Here is a 19,654-nt window from a genome sequence, read left to right as displayed (position 1 = left end):
ATGAAATTCTATGCTTACATATTGGAAAGAATAGAGCTTTTTACATCGTTCATGGTTGCATCAATGGTTAACATCACTGCATCAGAACATTGTTTGATTGCTGTGTCTGGGTCTTTTAAGCCATTGCCTGTTACGGTACAAACAATCACTGAACCTTCAGCAATTTTACCTGCTTTGATGTCACGAATTGCACCACCAATTGAAGCTGCAGATGCAGGTTCAACAAAGACACCTTCGTACATAGAAAGCAGGCGTTGTGCTTCTAAAATTTCGCTATCTTGTAGTTCATCAAACCAACCGTTTGAATCACGTACAACCGCTTTAGCGTGGTTAAAGCTTTGTGGGTTACCAATACGAATCGCTGTTGCGACTGTTTCAGGATTTGCAACTGGACCACCACGTAGGAAGGGTGCAGCACCTGAAGCTTGATAACCGACCATGATTGGTAAGCCTGCTGGTTTTGGCCCTGTGAAAGCATCCGTTGCAGCATCGTAAATCACTGGTTCGAACTGGTCTTTCGGCTGATTGGCAACAGCTTCGGTATAACCCATCCAATGTGCAGTGATGTTACCTGCGTTACCCACAGGTAAGCAGTGATAATCAGGCGCACGACCTAAAGCTTCAACAATTTCGTAAGCAATAGTTTTTTGACCTTGCAAGCGGTAAGGGTTGATTGAGTTAACAATCGTGACTGGTGCTTGATCAGCCACTTCTTTGACTAGACGCATACCGTCATCGAAGTTACCACGGATTTGCATGGTAATCGCACCGTACATCATTGCTTGTGCCATTTTACCCATGGCAATTTTGCCTTCTGGGATGAGCACGAATGCTTTGATGCCTGCACGTGCAGCATAAGCAGCCGCAGCAGCAGAAGTATTACCCGTAGAAGCACAAATAATGGCTTTAGAGCCTTCTTCAACCGCCTTGGTGACCGCCATGGTCATACCACGGTCTTTAAATGAACCCGTCGGGTTTAAGCCTTCGTACTTCACATAGATTTCAACATCTTTACCAATAATGCGGGGAATGTTCTCAAGCTTAATCAATGGCGTATTACCTTCGCCTAAAGAGATTGCACGAGTGGTTGCAGATACTGGTAAACGGTCGCGATAACGGTCAACTAAACCAGTATATCGATTGGCATTAGACATGATGATGTTCCAATTGTGTATAGAGCTTGGCAAGGGGAAAGACTCCCCTCAACCCGATTAATTATCAAGCGATTCTAAACGAATTCGTACAATCTCGCCATGAATGAAAGGCAATGCTTGAATTTGTTGAAGCGCTTCATCCATTTTTGATTCAAGCACAGGATCGGTGAGAATCACGATCGGAATCAAATCTTTTAAGCGTGGTTGTTGCATGATGGCATCAATGCTAATTCCAGCACGGCTTAAAATTGTGGTGACATCAGCAAGCACACCCATTTGATCTTCGGCATTAATGCGGATGTAGTATCCTGTGGTCATTTCTTCACGTGAAAGAATAGGCAAGTCGCTTAAGGCTTCAAAGGCCAATTGTGGGATCGTACCTGCACCATCTTCGGTATAGGCAATATCACGTACAATATCGACTACATCGGCAACCACAGCAGACGCTGTTGGACCTGCACCTGCACCTGCACCGTAATATAGGGTTGGACCGACTGCATTGGCTTGAACCAAGATGGCATTTTTTACCCCATTGACATTGGCAAGCAATTCTTCAGCAGGAATTAAGGTCGGATGGACACGCAGTTCAATACCCTTTGCGGCACGGCGTGCAATACCCAAATGCTTGATCCGGAAACCGAGTTCTTCAGCATATTTGACATCTTGCGCCGTAATTTTGCTGATGCCTTCAGTGAAGACTTTATCGAACTGTAAAGGAATACCAAAAGCGATTGATGCCAGCAGGGTTAATTTGTGTGCCGCATCAATGCCTTCCACGTCAAAAGTTGGGTCTGTTTCGGCATAGCCCAATTCTTGCGCTTCTGTTAGTACATCGGCAAAGGTACGACCTTTTTCACGCATTTCGGACAAAATGAAGTTGCCTGTGCCATTGATAATACCGGCAAGCCAATCAATTTTATTCGCGGCTAAACCTTCACGAATGACTTTAATAATCGGAATACCACCAGCAACAGCCGCTTCATAGGCAATTTGCACTTTATAGTCATCAGCCGCTTTAAATAAAGCAGTGCCATGCTCAGCAAGCAATGCTTTATTTGCTGTGACAATGTGTTTGCCGTGTTTCATGGCTTCCATAATCACTTCATAGGCAGGATGAATCCCACCCATGACTTCAACCACAACATCGACATCAGGTTGACGGACAATATCTAACAGGTCAGCACTTTGCTTAACGGATTCTGGTAGATCTAAATCGGGACGCGGACGACGGGTACCGACATAGGTAATTTCAATTTCTCGACCGGTGCGACGTCTAATCTCAGCAGCGTTTTCTTTTAATAGTTTAAGGGCACCACCACCCACAGTACCAAGACCGAGGATTGCCAGACGAACTGGTTTCACGTCACACTCCAATATCTAATCAATTTTAAGCGAGCCTAGATCATAGCTAAAAAAAGCATCAGACTCTAGGAAAGAAATCACTTTATCTTGAACTATAAAAATTAGTAAATTAACGAATAAAAATTAGTTATTTAAACGCTGTACCAATTCCTCTGGAGAGAGATAACCACCGAGATAAACACCCTCTTGGTTATAAATTGCTGGCGTACCATTGACCCCCATATTCAGACCCAATTGATACTGATCACGGACAGGGTTTTTGCATGTTGCTGGAGCAAGCGCTGTACCTGCAATAGCTTGATCAAAAGCAGCTTGACGATCTGCACTACACCAGACGCTTTCCATCGTTGGCATGAACTGCTCGCCACGTGGCCATGCGATATAACGTACTTCAATGCCTTTGGCATTAATTTCGCTCATATGTTCATGGAATTTATGACAATACGGACAGCTAGTGTCGGTAAAGACATAAACAATATGCTGGGTTTTACCTTTGGCTTTATAAACCAAAAGGTCTTCAGTTTTTAAATCAGCAAGTAATTTTTTGTTGGCTGTAGATTGCAGGTTTTCACTAACATTGTGAATTTTACTATCACCTAAGCGCAGCACATCACCTTGAATAATGTACTTACCATCGGCTGTGGCATAGACCGACGACATACCTTCAAGATTGACCCAATACAGATTGGGTACTTCAGTGGCTTTAATATCCAGCACTTTGGCATTGATATTGGCTTTTTTGAAGTGCTGTTGCAGGGTGCTGATGAGGCGCTGCTGTGTATTACGTTCAGAGAGATTAGATGCTTCTCCCGTTGCTGGTGTGCTTGCCGTTAAGGTATTTTGCTTTTTTTCATCGTTATTTGAGTTGGAACAAGCACTTATTGCCAAGCTGCTTGCCAAAGTACATGCAATAAAAATTTTTGAGCGGGTAGATGACATAATTAACCCTTTCTTTTAACTATAGATAAAATAGGTGGCTTAGCATAACAAAAAACCGTCATGCTGGTTAGGGGCTAGTGAAATTTGAGCAATGGATTGCATTGTTGCTGAACAACCTCGTGCAGTCGCAATCACTTTGAGATATCAGCCTCATACTTAATCGTCTGATATGCGTTCTAAACAGCCCTTTAAGCGCGAGGGTGATAAGTCGCATGTAGTTGCTGCATACGAACTTGGGCAACGTGAGTATAAATTTGTGTGGTGGATAAATCACTGTGCCCTAATAACATTTGAACCACGCGCAAATCAGCGCCATGATTGAGTAAATGGGTGGCAAAGGCATGACGTAACGTATGCGGTGATAATTCGGCTTGAACTCCAGCTTGTAGCGCATAGCGTTTAATGGCATACCAAAAATTTTGTCGGCTCATAATGCCGCCATGCTGCGTTAAAAATACATAGTCTGTGGCAGATTTATACAACTGAGAACGTGCTTCATTTAAGTATTTTTCAATCCATTCACACGCCATTTGTCCTAAAGGAACCAAGCGTTCTTTATTGCCTTTACCGACAATGCGCAAATAGCCTTGTTTCAAATTAATCAATTCAAGGCGCAAATTGAGTAATTCAGTCACCCGTAAGCCACAGGCATAAAGCACTTCGAGCATGGCACGATCGCGTAGACCTAATGCCGTTTCAATGTTGGGTGCATGAATAAGTGCTTCAACTTCTTGCTCTGAAATGTCTTTCGGGAGTGCTCGTCCAATTTTAGGAGTTTTATGGGTCGCCACGGGGTTATCCGAGCGTAATTTTTGCTCACGTAAAAATTTATAAAAAGAACGCAGTGCAGAAAGTGAGCGAGCGATGGAGCGTGGACTTTTACCTTGTTTAGTTAATGTTAACAAAACATTTGCAACGTCATCGCTAGACCAATCAGGCATTGCAACAGAATTACATTCACTAGATTGAATTAAATCAGATAGATAGGCGTTGCGTGTATGCGGGCTTACGGTTTGTGCAATTAAATCATCTCGGAAACCCTGTAAAAAACTTAAATGTTCAGGAATGCCCACAGGCGCAGGAATACGAGGTTTTTTATTGAGCATATTAGTTCTACATTAAATGGAAAATTCAAGTTTTTCTTGGTCTTAATCAATTTAGAGTAATTTTTTTACAATGTCGATGTGCAAGCGCAAGATGAGAATTAGAATCAAACCTTATTTGGTAATTATTCTCATTTGTTTGTATACTGGGGAAAATATTTTAGGATTAGATGCGGTGCGTTTATCTGATTTAAAAGTGAAACAAACAGCCACCATTAGCAAAGTCAACAGAACTTTAGATGGCAATCTTGTTCAAAACGATGTGGTGGCCAGTCGTTTAGAGACGCTAGGTTTTGTTCCAGGTATAAAAGTACAGGTGATTACCAAAGGTATTTTTGGTGGAGACCCTATTTTGATTCAAATTGGATTTACCCGATTCGCACTGCGTAAAGTTGAAGCTGAAAAAATTGAAATTAATCTTGAGGGAGCACCTGCATGAGTGATGCGCTGCGTATTGCCCTAGTAGGTAACCCAAACTGCGGTAAAACATCTTTATTTAACCACCTAACTGGTACGCGTCAGAAAGTTGCAAACTATGCAGGTGTAACTGTTGAGCGTAAAGTCGGGCAATTTACACTGCCGTCGGGTCAGCCCGTTCGTGTTTTAGATTTGCCGGGCACCTATAGTTTAGATGCCACCAGTCCAGATGAAGCGATTACCCGAGATGTAGTACAAGGTAAAATTGCAGAAGAAAGTCAACAAGACGCATTCTTGTGTGTGGTCGATGCGACCAATTTAAACCTACATTTAGGTTTGGTGCTAGAAATGATCGAGTTGGGTCGCCCAATTCTACTTGTACTGAATATGATGGATGAAGCACGTCGTCGTGGCATGCAAATCAACACGCAAAAACTTTCAGAACGTTTAGGGATTCCAGTGGTGGAAACCGTGGCAGTGCGGAATTCAGGGATTGAAAACCTGCTGAATGCGCTGGATCAAGGTAAATATTCAATACCGCATACAGAACTGAGCGGCTTAAAAGGTAATAGTCATCAAAAAATTGAAACGATTTTGCATGATGTTGTCCATTCCGTTGATCAAGAAGATAAGCGCTCTGATTTCCTCGATAAAATATTCTTACATCCCGTATTGGGCTTAGTCAGCCTTGCATTGATGATGTTTGTAGTTTTCCAAGCCGTATTTGCTTGGGCTGCACCTTTCATGGATGGCATTGAAACTTTCTTTGCTTGGTTCGGTGAATTTATCGGACAGTATATTTCACATCCATTGTTAAATAGTCTAGTGGTGGATGGTGTTATTGCTGGGGCAGGCAGTGTCGTGGTGTTCTTGCCACAGATTTTGATTCTATTTTTCTTTATTTTGGTACTCGAAGAGTCAGGCTATTTGCCACGAGCAGCATTTTTACTCGATAAATTGATGTTTAAAGCAGGCTTAAGTGGTCGGGCTTTTATTCCATTATTGTCGAGTTTTGCATGTGCTGTACCAGGAATTATGGCGACACGAAGTATCAGTGATCCCCGAGATCGTTTAACCACGATTTTGGTTGCCCCACTGATGACTTGTTCAGCACGGTTACCCGTTTATGCATTATTGATTGCCGCATTTATTCCAGAACAAATGGTTTGGGGTATTTTAAATTTACAAGGTTTAGTGTTGTTTGCTTTGTATATGGCAGGCATTGTTAGTGCATTACTGGTCTCATTTGTGCTGAAATTTTTCCAAACTGATAAATCACAACATATGTTGTTGATGGAATTACCAAGTTATCGCTTTCCCGATCCTAAAAGTATTTGGATTGGTTTACTTGACCGCGCCAAGATCTTCTTAAAACGTGTCGGTGGCATTATCTTTGCGCTTTCTATTTTATTGTGGTTCTTATGTACTTTCCCACAACCGCCTGAAGGTGCGACTTTACCTGCGATTGATTATTCTCTGGCTGGGATGCTTGGTCATGTGATGCAACCAATTTTTGCACCGCTTGGTTTTAACTGGCAGATCTGTATTGCTTTAATTCCTGCAATGGCGGCACGTGAAGTTGTGGTGGCAGCACTCGGCACAGTTTATGCCTTGTCTGCGACAGATGATGATGCCGTTGCCCAAGGTTTAGCTTCTATTATTAGCAGTGATGGCAGTTTGGGATGGTCATTGGCGACTGCTTTATCACTTTTGGTCTGGTTTATTTATGCGCCGCATTGCCTTGCAACATTGGCAACAGTAAAACGTGAAACTGGATCGTGGAAAACGGTCAGCTTTATGACGGCTTATTTATTTGGTTTGGCGTATTTAATGTCTTTCCTGACGTATCAAATTGCATCGCATTATTTGGGTTAATTTAATTTACTTTATTTGACTCAACATAATGTGCAGAGGAGATTGAGATGATTGAAGTTGTTATTGTTGCAGCATTGGTGATTTGGAGTACGCTTGTAGTCTTCAAAAAAGTCTTTCCTAAGACGGCAAGCTTAGTCTTTATGGCGCTGTCCAATGGATGTAGTCAACAAGGTTGGTCAACGCTGGCAAATTGGTTAAAACCTGCGATGGTTTCTGGTTGCGGTGGAAGTTGTGGTTGTGCCGCAACGGAAGACAGCGCACAGAAAAAAGTAGAAGTCCAAGCTGTAAAATGGAAATAAATCGTTAGTTCTAAGCTGATTTAAAAAAACCGTCTTCTTATGACGGTTTTTTTACGCGCTGACACAAAAAAAGACGTATAAAGTCAAAACAGAAAAAGCATTCAAAACAGCAAAGTGCTAACATTTTGTCAGTTTTACCAACGTACCAATATATGGGGCAAAAATGTTAATACAACGTGGTGGATTAAAAGTCGTTGCAGGGCTCGGAATTTCAGGTGTTGCAGCAGTAAATTTCTTACATGAACATGGCTACCGCGTTGCAGTAACAGATTCTCGAAAGACTCCACCGGGGCATGACCAAATTCCAAGTGACGTGCAAACCAGTTTCGGTCAACTCGATCAAGCACTGTTATTACAAGCCGAAGAAATTGTGATTAGTCCGGGACTGGATCCAAAATTGCCAGAAATTCAAGCTGCAATTGCTCAAGGCATTGCTGTAGTTAGTGAAATTCAAATTTTACGCCGTTTTACTGACAAACCGATTATGGCCATTACGGGTTCAAATGCCAAAAGTACTGTAACGACTTTGATTGGTCTCATGGCGAAAGATGCGGGGATTAAGGTCGCTGTAGGCGGTAACTTAGGTTGTCCTGCACTGGATTTAACCAAAGATGATCCAGAGCTATATATTTTAGAGTTGTCTAGCTTTCAATTAGAAACCACTTCGAATTTGCATGCAGAAGTGGCGGTTATACTAAATATAAGTGAAGATCATTTAGACCGTCATGGTGACATGATGGGCTATCACACCGCGAAGCATCGCATCTTTCAAGGGGTGAAAAAGGTGGTGTATAACCGCGATGACTCACTGACACGTCCATTGGTCCCAGATGCTACACCAATGCAAAGCTTTGGTTTAAATGCACCAGATATGAACCAATATGGCATCTTAAAAGAAAATGATGGCACGATTTGGTTAGCACGTGGTCGTGAACGGATATTGAAAAGTTCAGAGATGTATATTCAAGGTACACATAATGTTGCCAATGCTTTGGCATGTTTGGCTTTAGGCGAAGCGATTGATTTACCACGTGCATCGATGCTTGAAACTTTAAAAACCTTTAAGGGATTAGAGCATCGCTGTGAATTTGTTAAAGAAGTTCATGGTGTACGTTATTACAATGATTCGAAAGGCACCAATATTGGGGCGACACTGGCCGCGATTGATGGTCTAGGTGCTGCGATTGAGCCACAACAGGGCAAGGTTGCAATTATTCTTGGTGGTCAGGGTAAAGGTCAGGATTTCACAGCTTTACGTGATGCCTTAGCCAAATATGCAAAAGTGGCAGTACTGATAGGTGAAGATCGCGCTGTGATTGAAAAAGCGATTGCCAATACCACGACGCTGATTCATGCAGAATCTTTGCAAGAAGCGGTAGAATTATGTCAACAGCATACTCAAGCCCATGATGTGGTGTTATTGTCTCCTGCATGTGCAAGTTTTGACATGTTTAAAGGTTATAGTGAACGTGGACACCAGTTTGTTGAATGTGTGAACACACTTGCTTAGAAGAACGATAAGGAAAGTTGTATGGCTGGGTTAGCTCAGACGACCATAAATAAAATTAATCAGGTCTATAATGTGTGGGGAGCGAAAATCCCTGCTGAATTAACACCTCGTAATGTACTGATTTTTTGTGTGATTGCCTTATTGTGTATAGGCTCGATCATGGTGGCATCGGCTTCGATGCCCTATGCAGACCGTTTACATGAAAATGCATTTCACTACGTCATTCGACACGGAATTTCAATTCTGGTCGCAGCCGTTGCCGCATTTTTAACTTACAAAATATCGCTCAATATTTGGTTTAATAACACATTTCCATTGTGGCTAATGACCATTTTATTGCTTGCGGTGGTGTTGGTCGTTGGTACTGAAGTGAATGGTTCAACACGTTGGATTCGTATCGCAGGGTTTACTTTACAAGCATCTGAAGTGGCGAAAGTCATGATGGCTATTTTTACTGCGGATTATGTAGTACGACGGGCAGAAGAGGTTCGTAATAACGTATCGGGACTCTTTCGTTTAGGTGGCGTCATGGTGATCACGGTTGGCTTAATTCTGGCTGAACCGGATTTAGGTGCCACAGCGGTGATTGTCCTGATGATTTTGGGCGTGTTCTTTTTAGCAGGTGCACCGCCGATTCAGTTCATTGGTTTTATGCTGGCGATTATTCTGGGCTTAGCGGCTGCAATTATCTTCGAGCCTTACCGTTTACAACGTGCTTTATCTTTTACGGATCCTTGGGCTGATCCATTAGGTACAGGTTATCAGCTCTCCAACGCGCTGATGGCCTTTGGTCGTGGTGAATGGGCAGGCGTAGGCTTAGGACACAGTATTCAAAAAATGGCCTATCTTCCTGAAGCACATACTGACTTTATGTTGGCAATTTTAGGTGAAGAGTTTGGCTTCTTTGGCATCGCGACTGTTTTAGTATTGTCCTTTACCATGTTGGTCTGCTGTATCAAAATTGGTCATCGTGCCTTGCAACATCAGTATCTACGTGCTGGCTATTTGGCTTATGGCATCAGTATTATTTTCTTGCTGCAAATTTTGGTAAATGCTGGTATGAATATGGGCATGTTGCCAACTAAAGGTTTGACTTTGCCATTTATTAGTTATGGTGGCTCATCTTTAATTATGTGTGCGGTGATGATTAGTCTGGTGTTAAAAATTGATGCCACCACGCAAAAAACCAATCCGAGTAAAGAAGAATCAAGCTTCTAAGTTTGATTCAATTATTTAGCTTAAATACAAGTCATTAATATGATGTATGGATGCTGTAGATGATGCTTGGCATGGTCGCTCCATCATTAAGTATTCTCGCTCATTTCTTCTTTCTCTTTTGAAAGGGGAAATGGGGGGAGATCAATAATAAAAAAGTTCTAAATTTATTGTTTCTAATTTCAATTTCTTGCTTTAACAATCACAGTAAAAAGACCAATCATCAAACGATTCTTTTTAAGAGGGATTTTTTAGCTTGATGTTGTTGTGACTTTATAAAAAAGTCCCTTCAAGTTGGGTTGTATGCGGAATAAGTTGGATATTCCACTGAGCAATCGCTTGTATTAACATGTTTTTCGGTGTGTCCAAACCAACTTCAGGCTGATGTAAAGCACGAATCGCTTGCTGTAACAGCTCAGATGCACGATTCAGATTAAGCGCTTGCGCCAAATTTTGTTTAGACAGCTTTTGACCTTGATCATTCATCGCTAAAGGTAGGTGCATATACTCAAGTCTAGGATAGCCAAGTACAGCGCCGAGCCAGATCTGACGCTCAGTGTTATCCAACAAGTCTGCACCACGAACCACGTGAGTCATACCTTGTAGATAATCATCGATGACCACGGCCAATTGATAATTAATAATGCCATCACGACGCTTGAGAACGAAATCACCTAAGTCCTGTTGCAGGTTGGAGCAGTGCATTCCTTGCAGACGATCGTCGAAACAAATGTCTTGATCGGAGACTTTAAGGCGAATGGCGTGTTGTTCAAATGGTAAATTTAATTCACGGCAAGTGCCTGCATAAATATGATTGGAGCCCAATATTTTTCGGGTGCATTGGCAGGCATAAACCAGATGATTTTGTTGCAGTTGATGCAACACTGATTCGTAGAGATCTAAGCGATCTTTCTGGAAAATGATCGCGTCATCAGGTTCAAACTGAAAGGCAGCTATAGCACGTAGGATATGCGCTTCACTGTCAGGATAAATACGCGGAATGTCAGTATCTTCAATACGAACCAACCATGAACCTTGATGTGCTTTGGCGTCACAATAACTCGCCACTGCCGTGATGAGTGAGCCAAAATGCAGAGGGCCGGTTGGCGATGGCGCAAACCGACCCACATAAGCCTTCCTGTTATCCCTCTCCTTGGTTAAAGGTGGGGTTAGGGGAGGGTTATTCAGCATTAACTGTAATCAACCGTTGTTTTGCTTCTCTTTGATTTCTGCTAAAGTTTTGCAGTCAATACAAAGTGTTGCAGTTGGACGTGCTTCTAAGCGGCGCAGACCAATTTCAATACCACAAGTTTCACAGAAACCATAGTCATCGTTTTTAATCGCTTCGACTGATTGCTCAATTTTACGGATTAATTTGCGTTCACGATCACGTGTACGCAGTTCAATGGCAAACTCTTCTTCTTGTGTTGCACGGTCATTGACATCAGGCAATGCAGTATTTTCATCTTGCATTGTGTTTAAAGTACGATCTACTTCAGACATCAGCTCTTCTTTCCATGCCAACAGAATTTGGCGGAAATGTTCGAGCTGTCCTTCGGACATATATTCTTCATTTTTCTTCGGCTGATAAGGTGCAATACCAAATAAGCTAGCAGTAGAACCACTTTCTGACGCTTTTGGCTTGGTTTTTCGCACGCGTTTTGTAGATTTTTCATCTACAACATCAGTTTGTTCATCCAAGACTTGATTTTGGTTGTCATTCGCCATATAGGGCATTCCTCATCATATACGCATTATCTATACGCAAAAAATATGGTGATATGCAAGTGTTTTTATCCAACCCTTAGGATATTCTCCTTCGAGGGGCGTCATCATATAGACTTTTTCGACTTTTTGATAGTCTTTGATGCTTGGATTCTATCTATCACATTTTCTTTTGAAGCCATAAAGTAATAGAAAAAAAGCAAAATGAAAAGTTAATAACCTGAAATTTCACTATTAATTTTTTGTTGTACGTTTTTTACACGACAAACTTCAGTTTTGAGTTCGCCATTTGCTTGCAAATGTAGAACACGAAAACCTGGTGCTTCTTCATCTAGCGCAAAATCATCACTTAAAGGTTTGAACTGAACACAGGTTGAAGGGGTGGAAAAGAATTGAATATTACGCCATTCATTTAAGGAGTCTTGGTGGACGTGACCACATATCACGGCTTTCACATTACTGTATTTGGCTAAAAGATCGGTTAAATTTTCAGTGTTCTTTAGCTTATGTTGATCGATCCATTTGGATTTCATATCGAAAGGATGATGATGACATGCAATGATCACCCATTGCTGTTGGAATTTGGATAAAACTTGATCCAGTTGTTGGAGTTGCTCTTGCTCAATCCAACCATCTACTTTGCCGTGCACGGCACTATTGAGCAGCACAACGCTCCATTTGCCAAAATGAATGGCATGAACTTGGTTTTGATGGTGGTAAAACGGGAAATAATCAATATTGTCATGATTTCCCGGAATTTGGTAAAACGGTATGCCTAAGCGCTGCATAAAAGCCAAATAGCGGGCATAGGTTTCTGGCACAGGCACTTGTGCTAAATCACCGGTATGCACGATTGCATCAATATGAGGATATTGCTGCTGAATTTGCTGCATGACGGCGTGAAAGCTCTGTTCAGGATTCATATGCACAAATTCTAAATCATCCTGATTCATCAGATGTGTGTCTGAAATTTGAATGATGGTCCAGTCGGGCTGGTCGTCATGGTTCGGTGATAAAGTCATGTCTGACTCCTTAGACATTCCTTGTGGTTTTAATATGTTGTTGCAACCATTGCAATGCCATAATGACTGGTGCATTTTTTAATCGACCATTGGTCAGTAAATTTTTAATTTCATCATAGTCAATCAGATGTAATTGAATATTTTCACCTTCATCTGGCATGCCAAATACTCCACCTTGTTCAGGAAGTTCGGCTTGTGCACTATATAAATGGAACAATTCAGAGCAAGCGCCAGCAGACGGATAAAAGCTAAATAAATGCTGTAATTCATCAATTTCACAACCCGATTCTTCTAAACTTTCGCGGCGGATACAGCTTTCAGGTGATTCATCACCATCTAACACACCGGCAATAATTTCGAGTTGCCACGGTGAATCTACATCATCCATTGCACCGACACGGAATTGTTCAATTAAGGCAAATTTCTGTTGGCGATCATTATAAATGAGTACGCCCGCAGCTTCAGGTCGATGAACCAGTTCACGTTGAATCACTGAGGTAAATTCAGTTTGATTGAATAAACGATGTTTGAGATTCACTTTTTCAACCTGAATGAAGCCACGAAAAAGAGATTCGCGGGACTGAATTTTGACTTGGTCGCTGTTGTATGTTGCTTGTTGAATAATATTCATATAGCTCAGTCAGGATGAAAAGCGTACATTCATCCTAACTGAGAATTTTATGAAAATAAAAGATTTTTTGTCAAATTATAGTTTGTGGTATAATTTTTGACCATGTTCTTGGTAGGTGGTTTTCATGGCATTGAATCCAGCTTCAATCTCGGCACTTGTTTCGGGTGAGGTTTTTGTATTACTTTGATTTTTAGCATAATCTCGCACGTTTTGCGTGATTTTCATCGAACAAAATTTAGGCCCACACATTGAACAAAAATGTGCTGATTTATGTGCTTCTTTCGGCATTGTTTCATCATGCATACTGCGTGCCGTATCAGGATCCAGACTTAAGTTAAATTGGTCTTCCCAACGGAACTCAAAGCGTGCTTTAGATAGCGCATTATCTCGAACCTGTGAACCCGGATGACCTTTGGCTAAATCTGCTGCGTGAGCGGCAATTTTATAAGTGATAATGCCATCTTTGACATCTTTCTTATTCGGTAAGCCCAAATGCTCTTTTGGAGTCACGTAGCACAGCATTGCTGTACCATACCAACCAATCATCGCAGCACCAATGGCTGAAGTAATATGGTCATAACCCGGTGCAATATCGGTGGTTAACGGGCCAAGGGTATAGAACGGGGCTTCTTGGCAAACTTCAAGCTGTAGATCCATATTTTCTTTAATCATATGCATGGGCACATGACCCGGACCTTCAATCATCACTTGCACATCATGTTCCCAAGCACGATGGGTAAGTTCGCCCAAAGTACGCAATTCAGCGAATTGTGCTTCGTCATTGGCATCTTGGATACAACCCGGACGTAAACCATCCCCTAGACTGAAAGATACGTCATAGGCTTTCATGATTTCGCAGATTTCATCAAAATGGGTATAGAGGAAGTTTTCTTCATGATGCGCGAGGCACCACTGTGCCATGATCGATCCACCACGTGACACAATACCGGTTAAACGGTCTGCGGTCAGTGGTACATATCTTAAAAGCACACCTGCATGTATGGTGAAGTAATCCACGCCTTGTTCAGCTTGTTCAATCAGCGTGTCTTTAAAAATTTCCCATGTCAGATCTTCAGCGACACCATCGACTTTTTCTAAAGCTTGATAGATCGGAACTGTACCAATCGGAACAGGAGAGTTACGGATAATCCATTCACGGGTTTCATGGATGTTCTTACCGGTCGATAAATCCATGATGGTGTCTGCGCCCCATCGGGTAGCCCATGTCATTTTCGCCACTTCTTCATCAATGCTGGAACCCAATGCGGAGTTACCAATATTGGCATTGATTTTCACCAAGAAATTACGCCCGATAATCATCGGTTCAATTTCAGGATGATTGATATTGGCAGGAATGATGGCACGACCTTCAGCAATTTCCTGACGGACAAATTCAGGCGTAATTTCGGTGAGGTTTTTCGCACCAAAGTTTTGACCTACATGTTGACGTGCATCGACACCATCAAGCTGACGTTGGTTTTCACGAATCGCAATGTATTCCATTTCAGGGGTAATGATGCCCTGACGCGCATAGTGCATTTGGGTGACGTTTTTGCCTATTTTGGCTTTGCGTGGCTTAGAAATATGGGCAAAACGAATTTCGGCGGTGCGAATGTCATTGGCACGCTGCTGACCAAATTCTGATGAGAGTTTATCTAGACGTTCAGTATCATCACGTTCTGCAATCCAAGTTTCACGAACATTGGGTAAACCTTTGTTCAGATCAATGGCAACTTTAGTGTCGGTATATACGCCCGAAGTGTCATAGACCAAAATGTCAGGATTGTGTTCACCGCCTAAGCCTGTTGGGGTATCTGTCAGTTCAATGGCACGCATCGGCACTTGAATATTGGCACGAGAACCTTGGATATAGACTTTTTTTGAAGCGGGTAAAATACGGGTGAGATCTTTAGAGTCTTGCTCATGTTGAGCAGAAATATCTGTGGCAGATAGATTCGTTAATTGGTTCATTGCAATGATCCTTATGAATGACATCAACGAATCAAGCACGACCAAAAACGTGGCAGACTTATCTTATGTTCTAATTCAAGCTGAATTGAAAAATAGATAAATTGAGGGCTTAAGTTTTTAGATGGCTTGATTCCTACGCAGGTTTTAACCTGATCAGGTTCAACGGTACCCAGCATTTAAATTGAATGAATCAATTTTGCTGATCTCAGCGAGAAATTACTCGCACTCCGTCAAGCGATGGACAAATATTAACATGCCTATGCACTAAAAAACATTCACATTAAATATCGCTTTTATCGCGTATTAGAAATATTCAGGTGAAAGATTGTTTTAGAGACAAACTGCATCACTAAAACAATCACGTATTTTTGATAGATTGGTGTTTTTTAAGCCTAAATATTGCGCTAATTGTTTTTGGCTAAGTAAATTTTTAGACTGAGAATGTTGTTCTTGCGCACTCAGCTGAACAGGAATTTGCTTTAAACGTTGTTCTTCTGAGAGTTGTAAAAAGTACATAAATTTGCCTGCTTGAGTCGCCAATGCAGAACTTTTGATCTGTGCTAATTTTTCAATTTCATCTAAGGAATTGCTTTGAACCGCATCTTGATCTGGGTAGTTGTCAGAGACAGGAGAGTTACTCATTCCTTTAAATAAAAACACGCTATACATGTGTAAAAGGTATTCTGCATCTTTACGATAGCTGCTTTTAGGGTATTGATTTAAATACTCTTCCCAAAATAAGGCTCGAGTTACAATCTCATGGGGCTCAATCATTAAGGTCTTTTCGGCAAAGACTGGCATCATATTTTGTGTCGCCAAGTTTTCAATAAAGACCTGTTCTGCTTGTGGCATGTAGGGTGCAAAAATTTTGGCTAAATATTCAGGACTACGACGATAATTCAACATTCCCTTACCCGCATCAAACAGCTCAATATATGCTTGTCCTTTATGTTTGAGTAAATATTGATCACGTAAAGAGAGTTGTTCAAAATGGTTTTGTTGTACGGTAGGATGCTGAGATAAATCAAAAGCATATGCTTCGAAAGCGGATTGTTGCAGTGGTGTTCTATCGACGCTTAAAAAGTTTTTATACATTTGATTCGACAGGCTTAAAAAATGCTTTTGTTCATCGAAAGTTGACAGCGGTAAGCATAATTTTAAATTTTGATTAATTTGTTCTAAAGCAAAAGTGGTTCGTTCCGAATTAATGTTGAGTATATCGTGTTCAATATTTTTACATAATAAAGATAAATCAACAGGTTCATCTTGTTGTGATTGTTTTTGGGCTTGTTCCGGAATAGGCTGTGGCTCAGGTTTTTGACACCCAAGCAAAAGTATAAAAATGACCAAAGCAAAGCAAGGCTTTATAGGGTAACGTTTATTGAAAGGCACAGTCATTCTATATCTGGGTACATGCAAAATGTTTTTGGAAAACTGGGATTATTTTATCGCTAAAAAGCATTTTTTCTGTGTAGTATTGTGAAGGAGTTTAGTTACGCGTTGTGATGAGCAATCGATATTTTATAGATAAGTTGCTATCGCGGGGATAGATTGTAAAAAGTAATAAAAACAAATGAAGAAATGGTTGGTCGAGAAGTCGTTCCAATTAAGCCAGCTAAATATTAGGGCTGTTGTCATCAAAGTTTCATATTAGATGTGATTTAATCTTAACCAAAATTTCTAATCTTAAAATTGTTGTTGTGGAGTATGCCCCTTGCCAAATAATCCGGTGTTGAATCACCATATTTCTTCGCAATTTAATGAAGATTTGCAGGATGTAAATACCAAGTTTATGACTATGGGTGGCTTAGTTGAACAGCAAGTTGCCAATGGGATTCGTGCTTTATTGGATACGGATGCAAACTTGGCGATCGATGTGCAATTTCAAGACAATATCGTCAATCGCCTAGAGATGGAAATTGATGAAGCTTTAACCCTGATTTTGGCACGTCGTCATCCGGCAGCGATTGATTTACGCATGGTGATTGCCATGTCAAAAGCCAATACCGACTTAGAACGGATTGGTGATGAAGCGTCAAAAATTGCCCGTATTGCGCAAAATTTATGCGAAGAGGGCAGTTCACCGCGTGGCTATATGGAAACTCGCCATATTGGTAACCAAGTCCGCGTCATGATTCATGATGCTTTAGATGCTTTTGCCCGTTTAGATGTCGATCAAGCTTTACGTGTACTGCTTGCAGATGCAGATATTGACCGTGAATATCAATCGGCAACTCGCACCTTAATGACTTATATGATTGAAGACCCACGTCATATTTCACGAGTGATTAATGTGTTATGGGTGCTGCGTTCTTTGGAGCGGATCGGTGACCATGCACGAAACATTTCTGAACAAGTGATTTATATGGTGAAAGGTTTAGATGTGCGCCATATTAGTGTCGAAGAAATTGAAGAAAAAGTGCAAGTACGTTAATTTTTCAATTAAAAAAAGCCTCAACATTGTTTGAGGCTTTTTTATGGGCTAGATGGTCAAAAAAATATAAATGAAGAATTTAACTATGGGTTTCTTCTTCTGTATCATCTTCAAAAGTTTTGGCAATTTTTTCAATATTTAAGCTTTTGGCCATAGCATCAAAAATTTCTTTATACACCCCATCTTGATGGTAAAGCGCATCATGTTCGCCGTGTTCAGCAATAAAACCTTCTTTCATCACATAGGTATAATCAGCATCAATAATCTGCGATAAACTATGCGAAATAATAATCACCGTTCGCCCTTGTTTGATCTGATCTAGACTTTGTTTAATCTGTTCCGAAGCAATGGCATCTAAACTGGCTGTGGGTTCATCTAAGAAAATAATCGGCGGATTTTTCAAGAACATGCGTGCTAGCGCAATACGTTGCTGTTGACCGCCGGAAAGCATCAGCGCATCGGCTTCATAGGCATGTGGGAGTTGTAAGATTTGCTCGTGAATAGAGGCTTTTTTTGCCGCATTCATGACCTCTTCTAAACTGGCTTCTGTTTTACCATAACGAATATTGTCAAAAATGGTCCCTTGGAAAATATGGTTTTTTTGTAGCACTAAACCAATATGGTCGCGCAGATATTGGGTGTCGATATCCTCTAAATCTATACCATCGAGTTGAATTTCCCCCGAGGCAGGTTGGTAGAATTTATCCAGTAAACTAATCAGAGTCGATTTTCCTGCACCAGATAAGCCAACCAAAGCGGTAATTTTATTTGGTTGAATCACCATGTTGATTTTTTTTAAAGCATGATGCCCATTGGGATAATAAAAATCGACATTTTTCAGTTCAAACTTGCCCACGATGGATGGTTTCTGTACACCACTGGGTTCAATTTCATGATCGGCTTCTAAAATGCCAAAGAAGCTTTCCGAGTAAATCATGGCATCATTGACTTCGTCATAAATACGATGCAAAGAGCGAATGGGTGCAGAGACGTTATTGAATAATAAGACATGGTACATAATCATGCCGATACTCATTTGACCATCTAACACAAAATAAGCAGTCAGAATGATGATCAGCACAATACCAATTTGTTCGATAAAGGTTTTTAAACCATCAAACAGGAAACTGATTTGACGGGTTTGCATTTGATTGTTGGTGAGTTCTTTTTGTAGTTTAAGCTGTTTGTCAGACTCAATTGATTCACGGTTAAAAGATTTAATCACGGTAATTGAATTAATAATACTGAGGATACCTTGGCTCTTTTTTTCCCGTCCATCGCGTAAATTTCTTCGCCACCCACCTAATTTTTGTGCTTGTTTGAACGTGAGCCAGAAATAGATGGGTACAATACTTAAAGCTACCAATCCGACATAAAAGTTGGCATAAAACATTAAAGCTAGCGCGACAATTGCACTGGTAAATAACGGTAAAATATCAATAAAAAAGATTTGCACTAAACGTGTGAGCGAACCAATTCCGCGGTCAATACGGGTTTGTAACTTACCAGCTTGGTTGTTGTCTTCATTGAAAAATGCCAAGCGATAGGTCAAGAATTTTTCAATGATGCCTTGAGCTAAATCTTGCGAAACAAAAATGCGCAGCTTTTCGCCATAAAATTTTTGTCCAAATTGTACAAAGGCATTAATCACTTCTTTACCCAATAAAATGGTAGAAATCGTGATCAGAATATGCCAGCCTTCAGATAAGCCTAAGCCTGCTTCAATCAGTTGATTAATACTGTCAACGGCGTATTGTAAGGTGAGCGCATTTACTTGTGCAGTAAAAGAGCCAATTAAAGTTAAAATTAGCGTTGCGATCACCAATAAACGATAGGGGCCTACAAAAGGTCGAAGTTTTTGAAATAAGAGCCATAAGTTCATATGTAAATTTTTTATTGTTAAGCTTAATTTGAGTCTAAGCCTGATTAGTTCATGTCACAAGCGCATACAATGTTTTGAATTGTGATCAGAACATTGCGCTAGAATAAAAATGAAG

17 protein-coding genes and 1 riboswitch are annotated in these 19,654 nt (G+C 40.9%); of the genes, 6 read left to right on the top strand and 11 right to left on the bottom strand.

Annotated elements, in window-relative coordinates; genetic code table 11:
• Nucleotides 1-14: 14 nt before the first annotated feature.
• From thrC to xerD, 4 genes are all read right to left on the bottom strand, one after another.
• A complete protein-coding gene (gene thrC / locus B9T25_RS04875; RefSeq protein ID WP_086187344.1) occupies nt 15-1,154 on the bottom strand; it encodes a threonine synthase in 1,140 nt (379 codons plus the stop codon).
• A gap of 57 nt (nt 1,155-1,211) precedes the next feature.
• The gene (locus B9T25_RS04870) at nt 1,212-2,516 is read right to left on the bottom strand and encodes a homoserine dehydrogenase (protein WP_086187343.1); all 1,305 of its coding nucleotides are present in this window, start codon (nt 2,514-2,516) and stop codon (nt 1,212-1,214) included.
• Between the two features lie 123 nt (nt 2,517-2,639).
• Nucleotides 2,640-3,455, bottom strand: a complete 816-nt coding sequence (locus B9T25_RS04865; protein WP_086187342.1) for a DsbC family protein — start codon at nt 3,453-3,455, stop codon at nt 2,640-2,642.
• 188 nt (nt 3,456-3,643) lie between these two features.
• Nucleotides 3,644-4,561: a site-specific tyrosine recombinase XerD gene (gene xerD / locus B9T25_RS04860; protein ID WP_086187341.1), complete on the bottom strand. Its 918-nt coding sequence runs from the start codon at nt 4,559-4,561 to the stop codon at nt 3,644-3,646.
• A gap of 172 nt (nt 4,562-4,733) precedes the next feature.
• On the opposite strand from xerD, the gene B9T25_RS04855 reads away from it, so the two are divergent.
• The 5 genes from B9T25_RS04855 (at nt 4,734) to ftsW (ending at nt 9,877) form a co-directional block, all read left to right on the top strand.
• Complete coding sequence (locus tag B9T25_RS04855) at nt 4,734-4,997, top strand: FeoA family protein (RefSeq protein WP_213032987.1); 264 nt, start codon at nt 4,734-4,736, stop codon at nt 4,995-4,997.
• Nucleotides 4,994-6,850, top strand: coding sequence for a ferrous iron transporter B (feoB, locus tag B9T25_RS04850; RefSeq protein WP_086187339.1), 1,857 nt, complete (start codon nt 4,994-4,996; stop codon nt 6,848-6,850). Before B9T25_RS04855 ends, feoB begins: the two co-directional genes overlap by 4 nt.
• A gap of 47 nt (nt 6,851-6,897) precedes the next feature.
• The gene (locus B9T25_RS04845) at nt 6,898-7,149 is read left to right on the top strand and encodes a DUF6587 family protein (protein ID WP_086187338.1); all 252 of its coding nucleotides are present in this window, start codon (nt 6,898-6,900) and stop codon (nt 7,147-7,149) included.
• 163 nt (nt 7,150-7,312) lie between these two features.
• Nucleotides 7,313-8,659: a UDP-N-acetylmuramoyl-L-alanine--D-glutamate ligase gene (gene murD, locus B9T25_RS04840; protein WP_086187337.1), complete on the top strand. Its 1,347-nt coding sequence runs from the start codon at nt 7,313-7,315 to the stop codon at nt 8,657-8,659.
• Nucleotides 8,660-8,680: 21 nt separating this feature from the next.
• Complete coding sequence (gene ftsW / locus B9T25_RS04835; RefSeq protein ID WP_086187336.1) at nt 8,681-9,877, top strand: putative lipid II flippase FtsW; 1,197 nt, start codon at nt 8,681-8,683, stop codon at nt 9,875-9,877.
• 270 nt (nt 9,878-10,147) lie between these two features.
• On the opposite strand, the gene gluQRS is transcribed toward ftsW, so the two are convergent.
• The 6 genes from gluQRS to B9T25_RS04805 all read right to left on the bottom strand — a co-directional run bounded on the left by gluQRS (nt 10,148) and on the right by B9T25_RS04805 (nt 16,621).
• Nucleotides 10,148-11,065, bottom strand: coding sequence for a tRNA glutamyl-Q(34) synthetase GluQRS (gene gluQRS / locus B9T25_RS04830; protein ID WP_086187335.1), 918 nt, complete (start codon nt 11,063-11,065; stop codon nt 10,148-10,150).
• A 9-nt stretch (nt 11,066-11,074) separates the two neighbouring features.
• Nucleotides 11,075-11,602, bottom strand: a complete 528-nt coding sequence (gene dksA / locus B9T25_RS04825; protein WP_067866069.1) for an RNA polymerase-binding protein DksA — start codon at nt 11,600-11,602, stop codon at nt 11,075-11,077.
• 209 nt (nt 11,603-11,811) lie between these two features.
• Nucleotides 11,812-12,621, bottom strand: a complete 810-nt coding sequence (gene cpdA, locus B9T25_RS04820; protein ID WP_086187334.1) for a 3',5'-cyclic-AMP phosphodiesterase — start codon at nt 12,619-12,621, stop codon at nt 11,812-11,814.
• A gap of 10 nt (nt 12,622-12,631) precedes the next feature.
• Nucleotides 12,632-13,252 carry an NUDIX domain-containing protein gene (locus B9T25_RS04815; protein ID WP_086187333.1) on the bottom strand — a complete coding sequence of 207 codons (621 nt, stop codon included), beginning with the start codon at nt 13,250-13,252 and terminating at the stop codon, nt 12,632-12,634.
• A gap of 75 nt (nt 13,253-13,327) precedes the next feature.
• Complete coding sequence (thiC, locus tag B9T25_RS04810; protein ID WP_086187332.1) at nt 13,328-15,223, bottom strand: phosphomethylpyrimidine synthase ThiC; 1,896 nt, start codon at nt 15,221-15,223, stop codon at nt 13,328-13,330.
• 113 nt (nt 15,224-15,336) lie between these two features.
• A riboswitch (TPP riboswitch) is annotated at nt 15,337-15,463 on the bottom strand.
• A gap of 90 nt (nt 15,464-15,553) precedes the next feature.
• Entirely contained in the window at nt 15,554-16,621 is a 1,068-nt protein-coding gene (locus B9T25_RS04805; protein WP_213032985.1) for a hypothetical protein, read from the bottom strand.
• A gap of 316 nt (nt 16,622-16,937) precedes the next feature.
• Between B9T25_RS04805 and phoU the strand changes: the two genes are divergently transcribed.
• Nucleotides 16,938-17,657, top strand: a complete 720-nt coding sequence (phoU, locus tag B9T25_RS04800) for a phosphate signaling complex protein PhoU (RefSeq protein WP_086187331.1) — start codon at nt 16,938-16,940, stop codon at nt 17,655-17,657.
• A gap of 79 nt (nt 17,658-17,736) precedes the next feature.
• On the opposite strand, the gene B9T25_RS04795 is transcribed toward phoU, so the two are convergent.
• Nucleotides 17,737-19,539, bottom strand: a complete 1,803-nt coding sequence (locus B9T25_RS04795) for an ABC transporter ATP-binding protein (RefSeq protein WP_086187330.1) — start codon at nt 19,537-19,539, stop codon at nt 17,737-17,739.
• Between the last annotated feature and the right edge of the window lie 115 nt (nt 19,540-19,654).

Source organism: Acinetobacter sp. ANC 4470, from assembly GCF_002135335.1.
In the GTDB taxonomy this organism is placed as follows: Bacteria; Pseudomonadota; Gammaproteobacteria; order Pseudomonadales; family Moraxellaceae; genus Acinetobacter.
The sequence above is the reverse complement of the archived record's forward strand: the minus strand, read 5'-3'. Positions and strand labels throughout refer to the sequence as shown.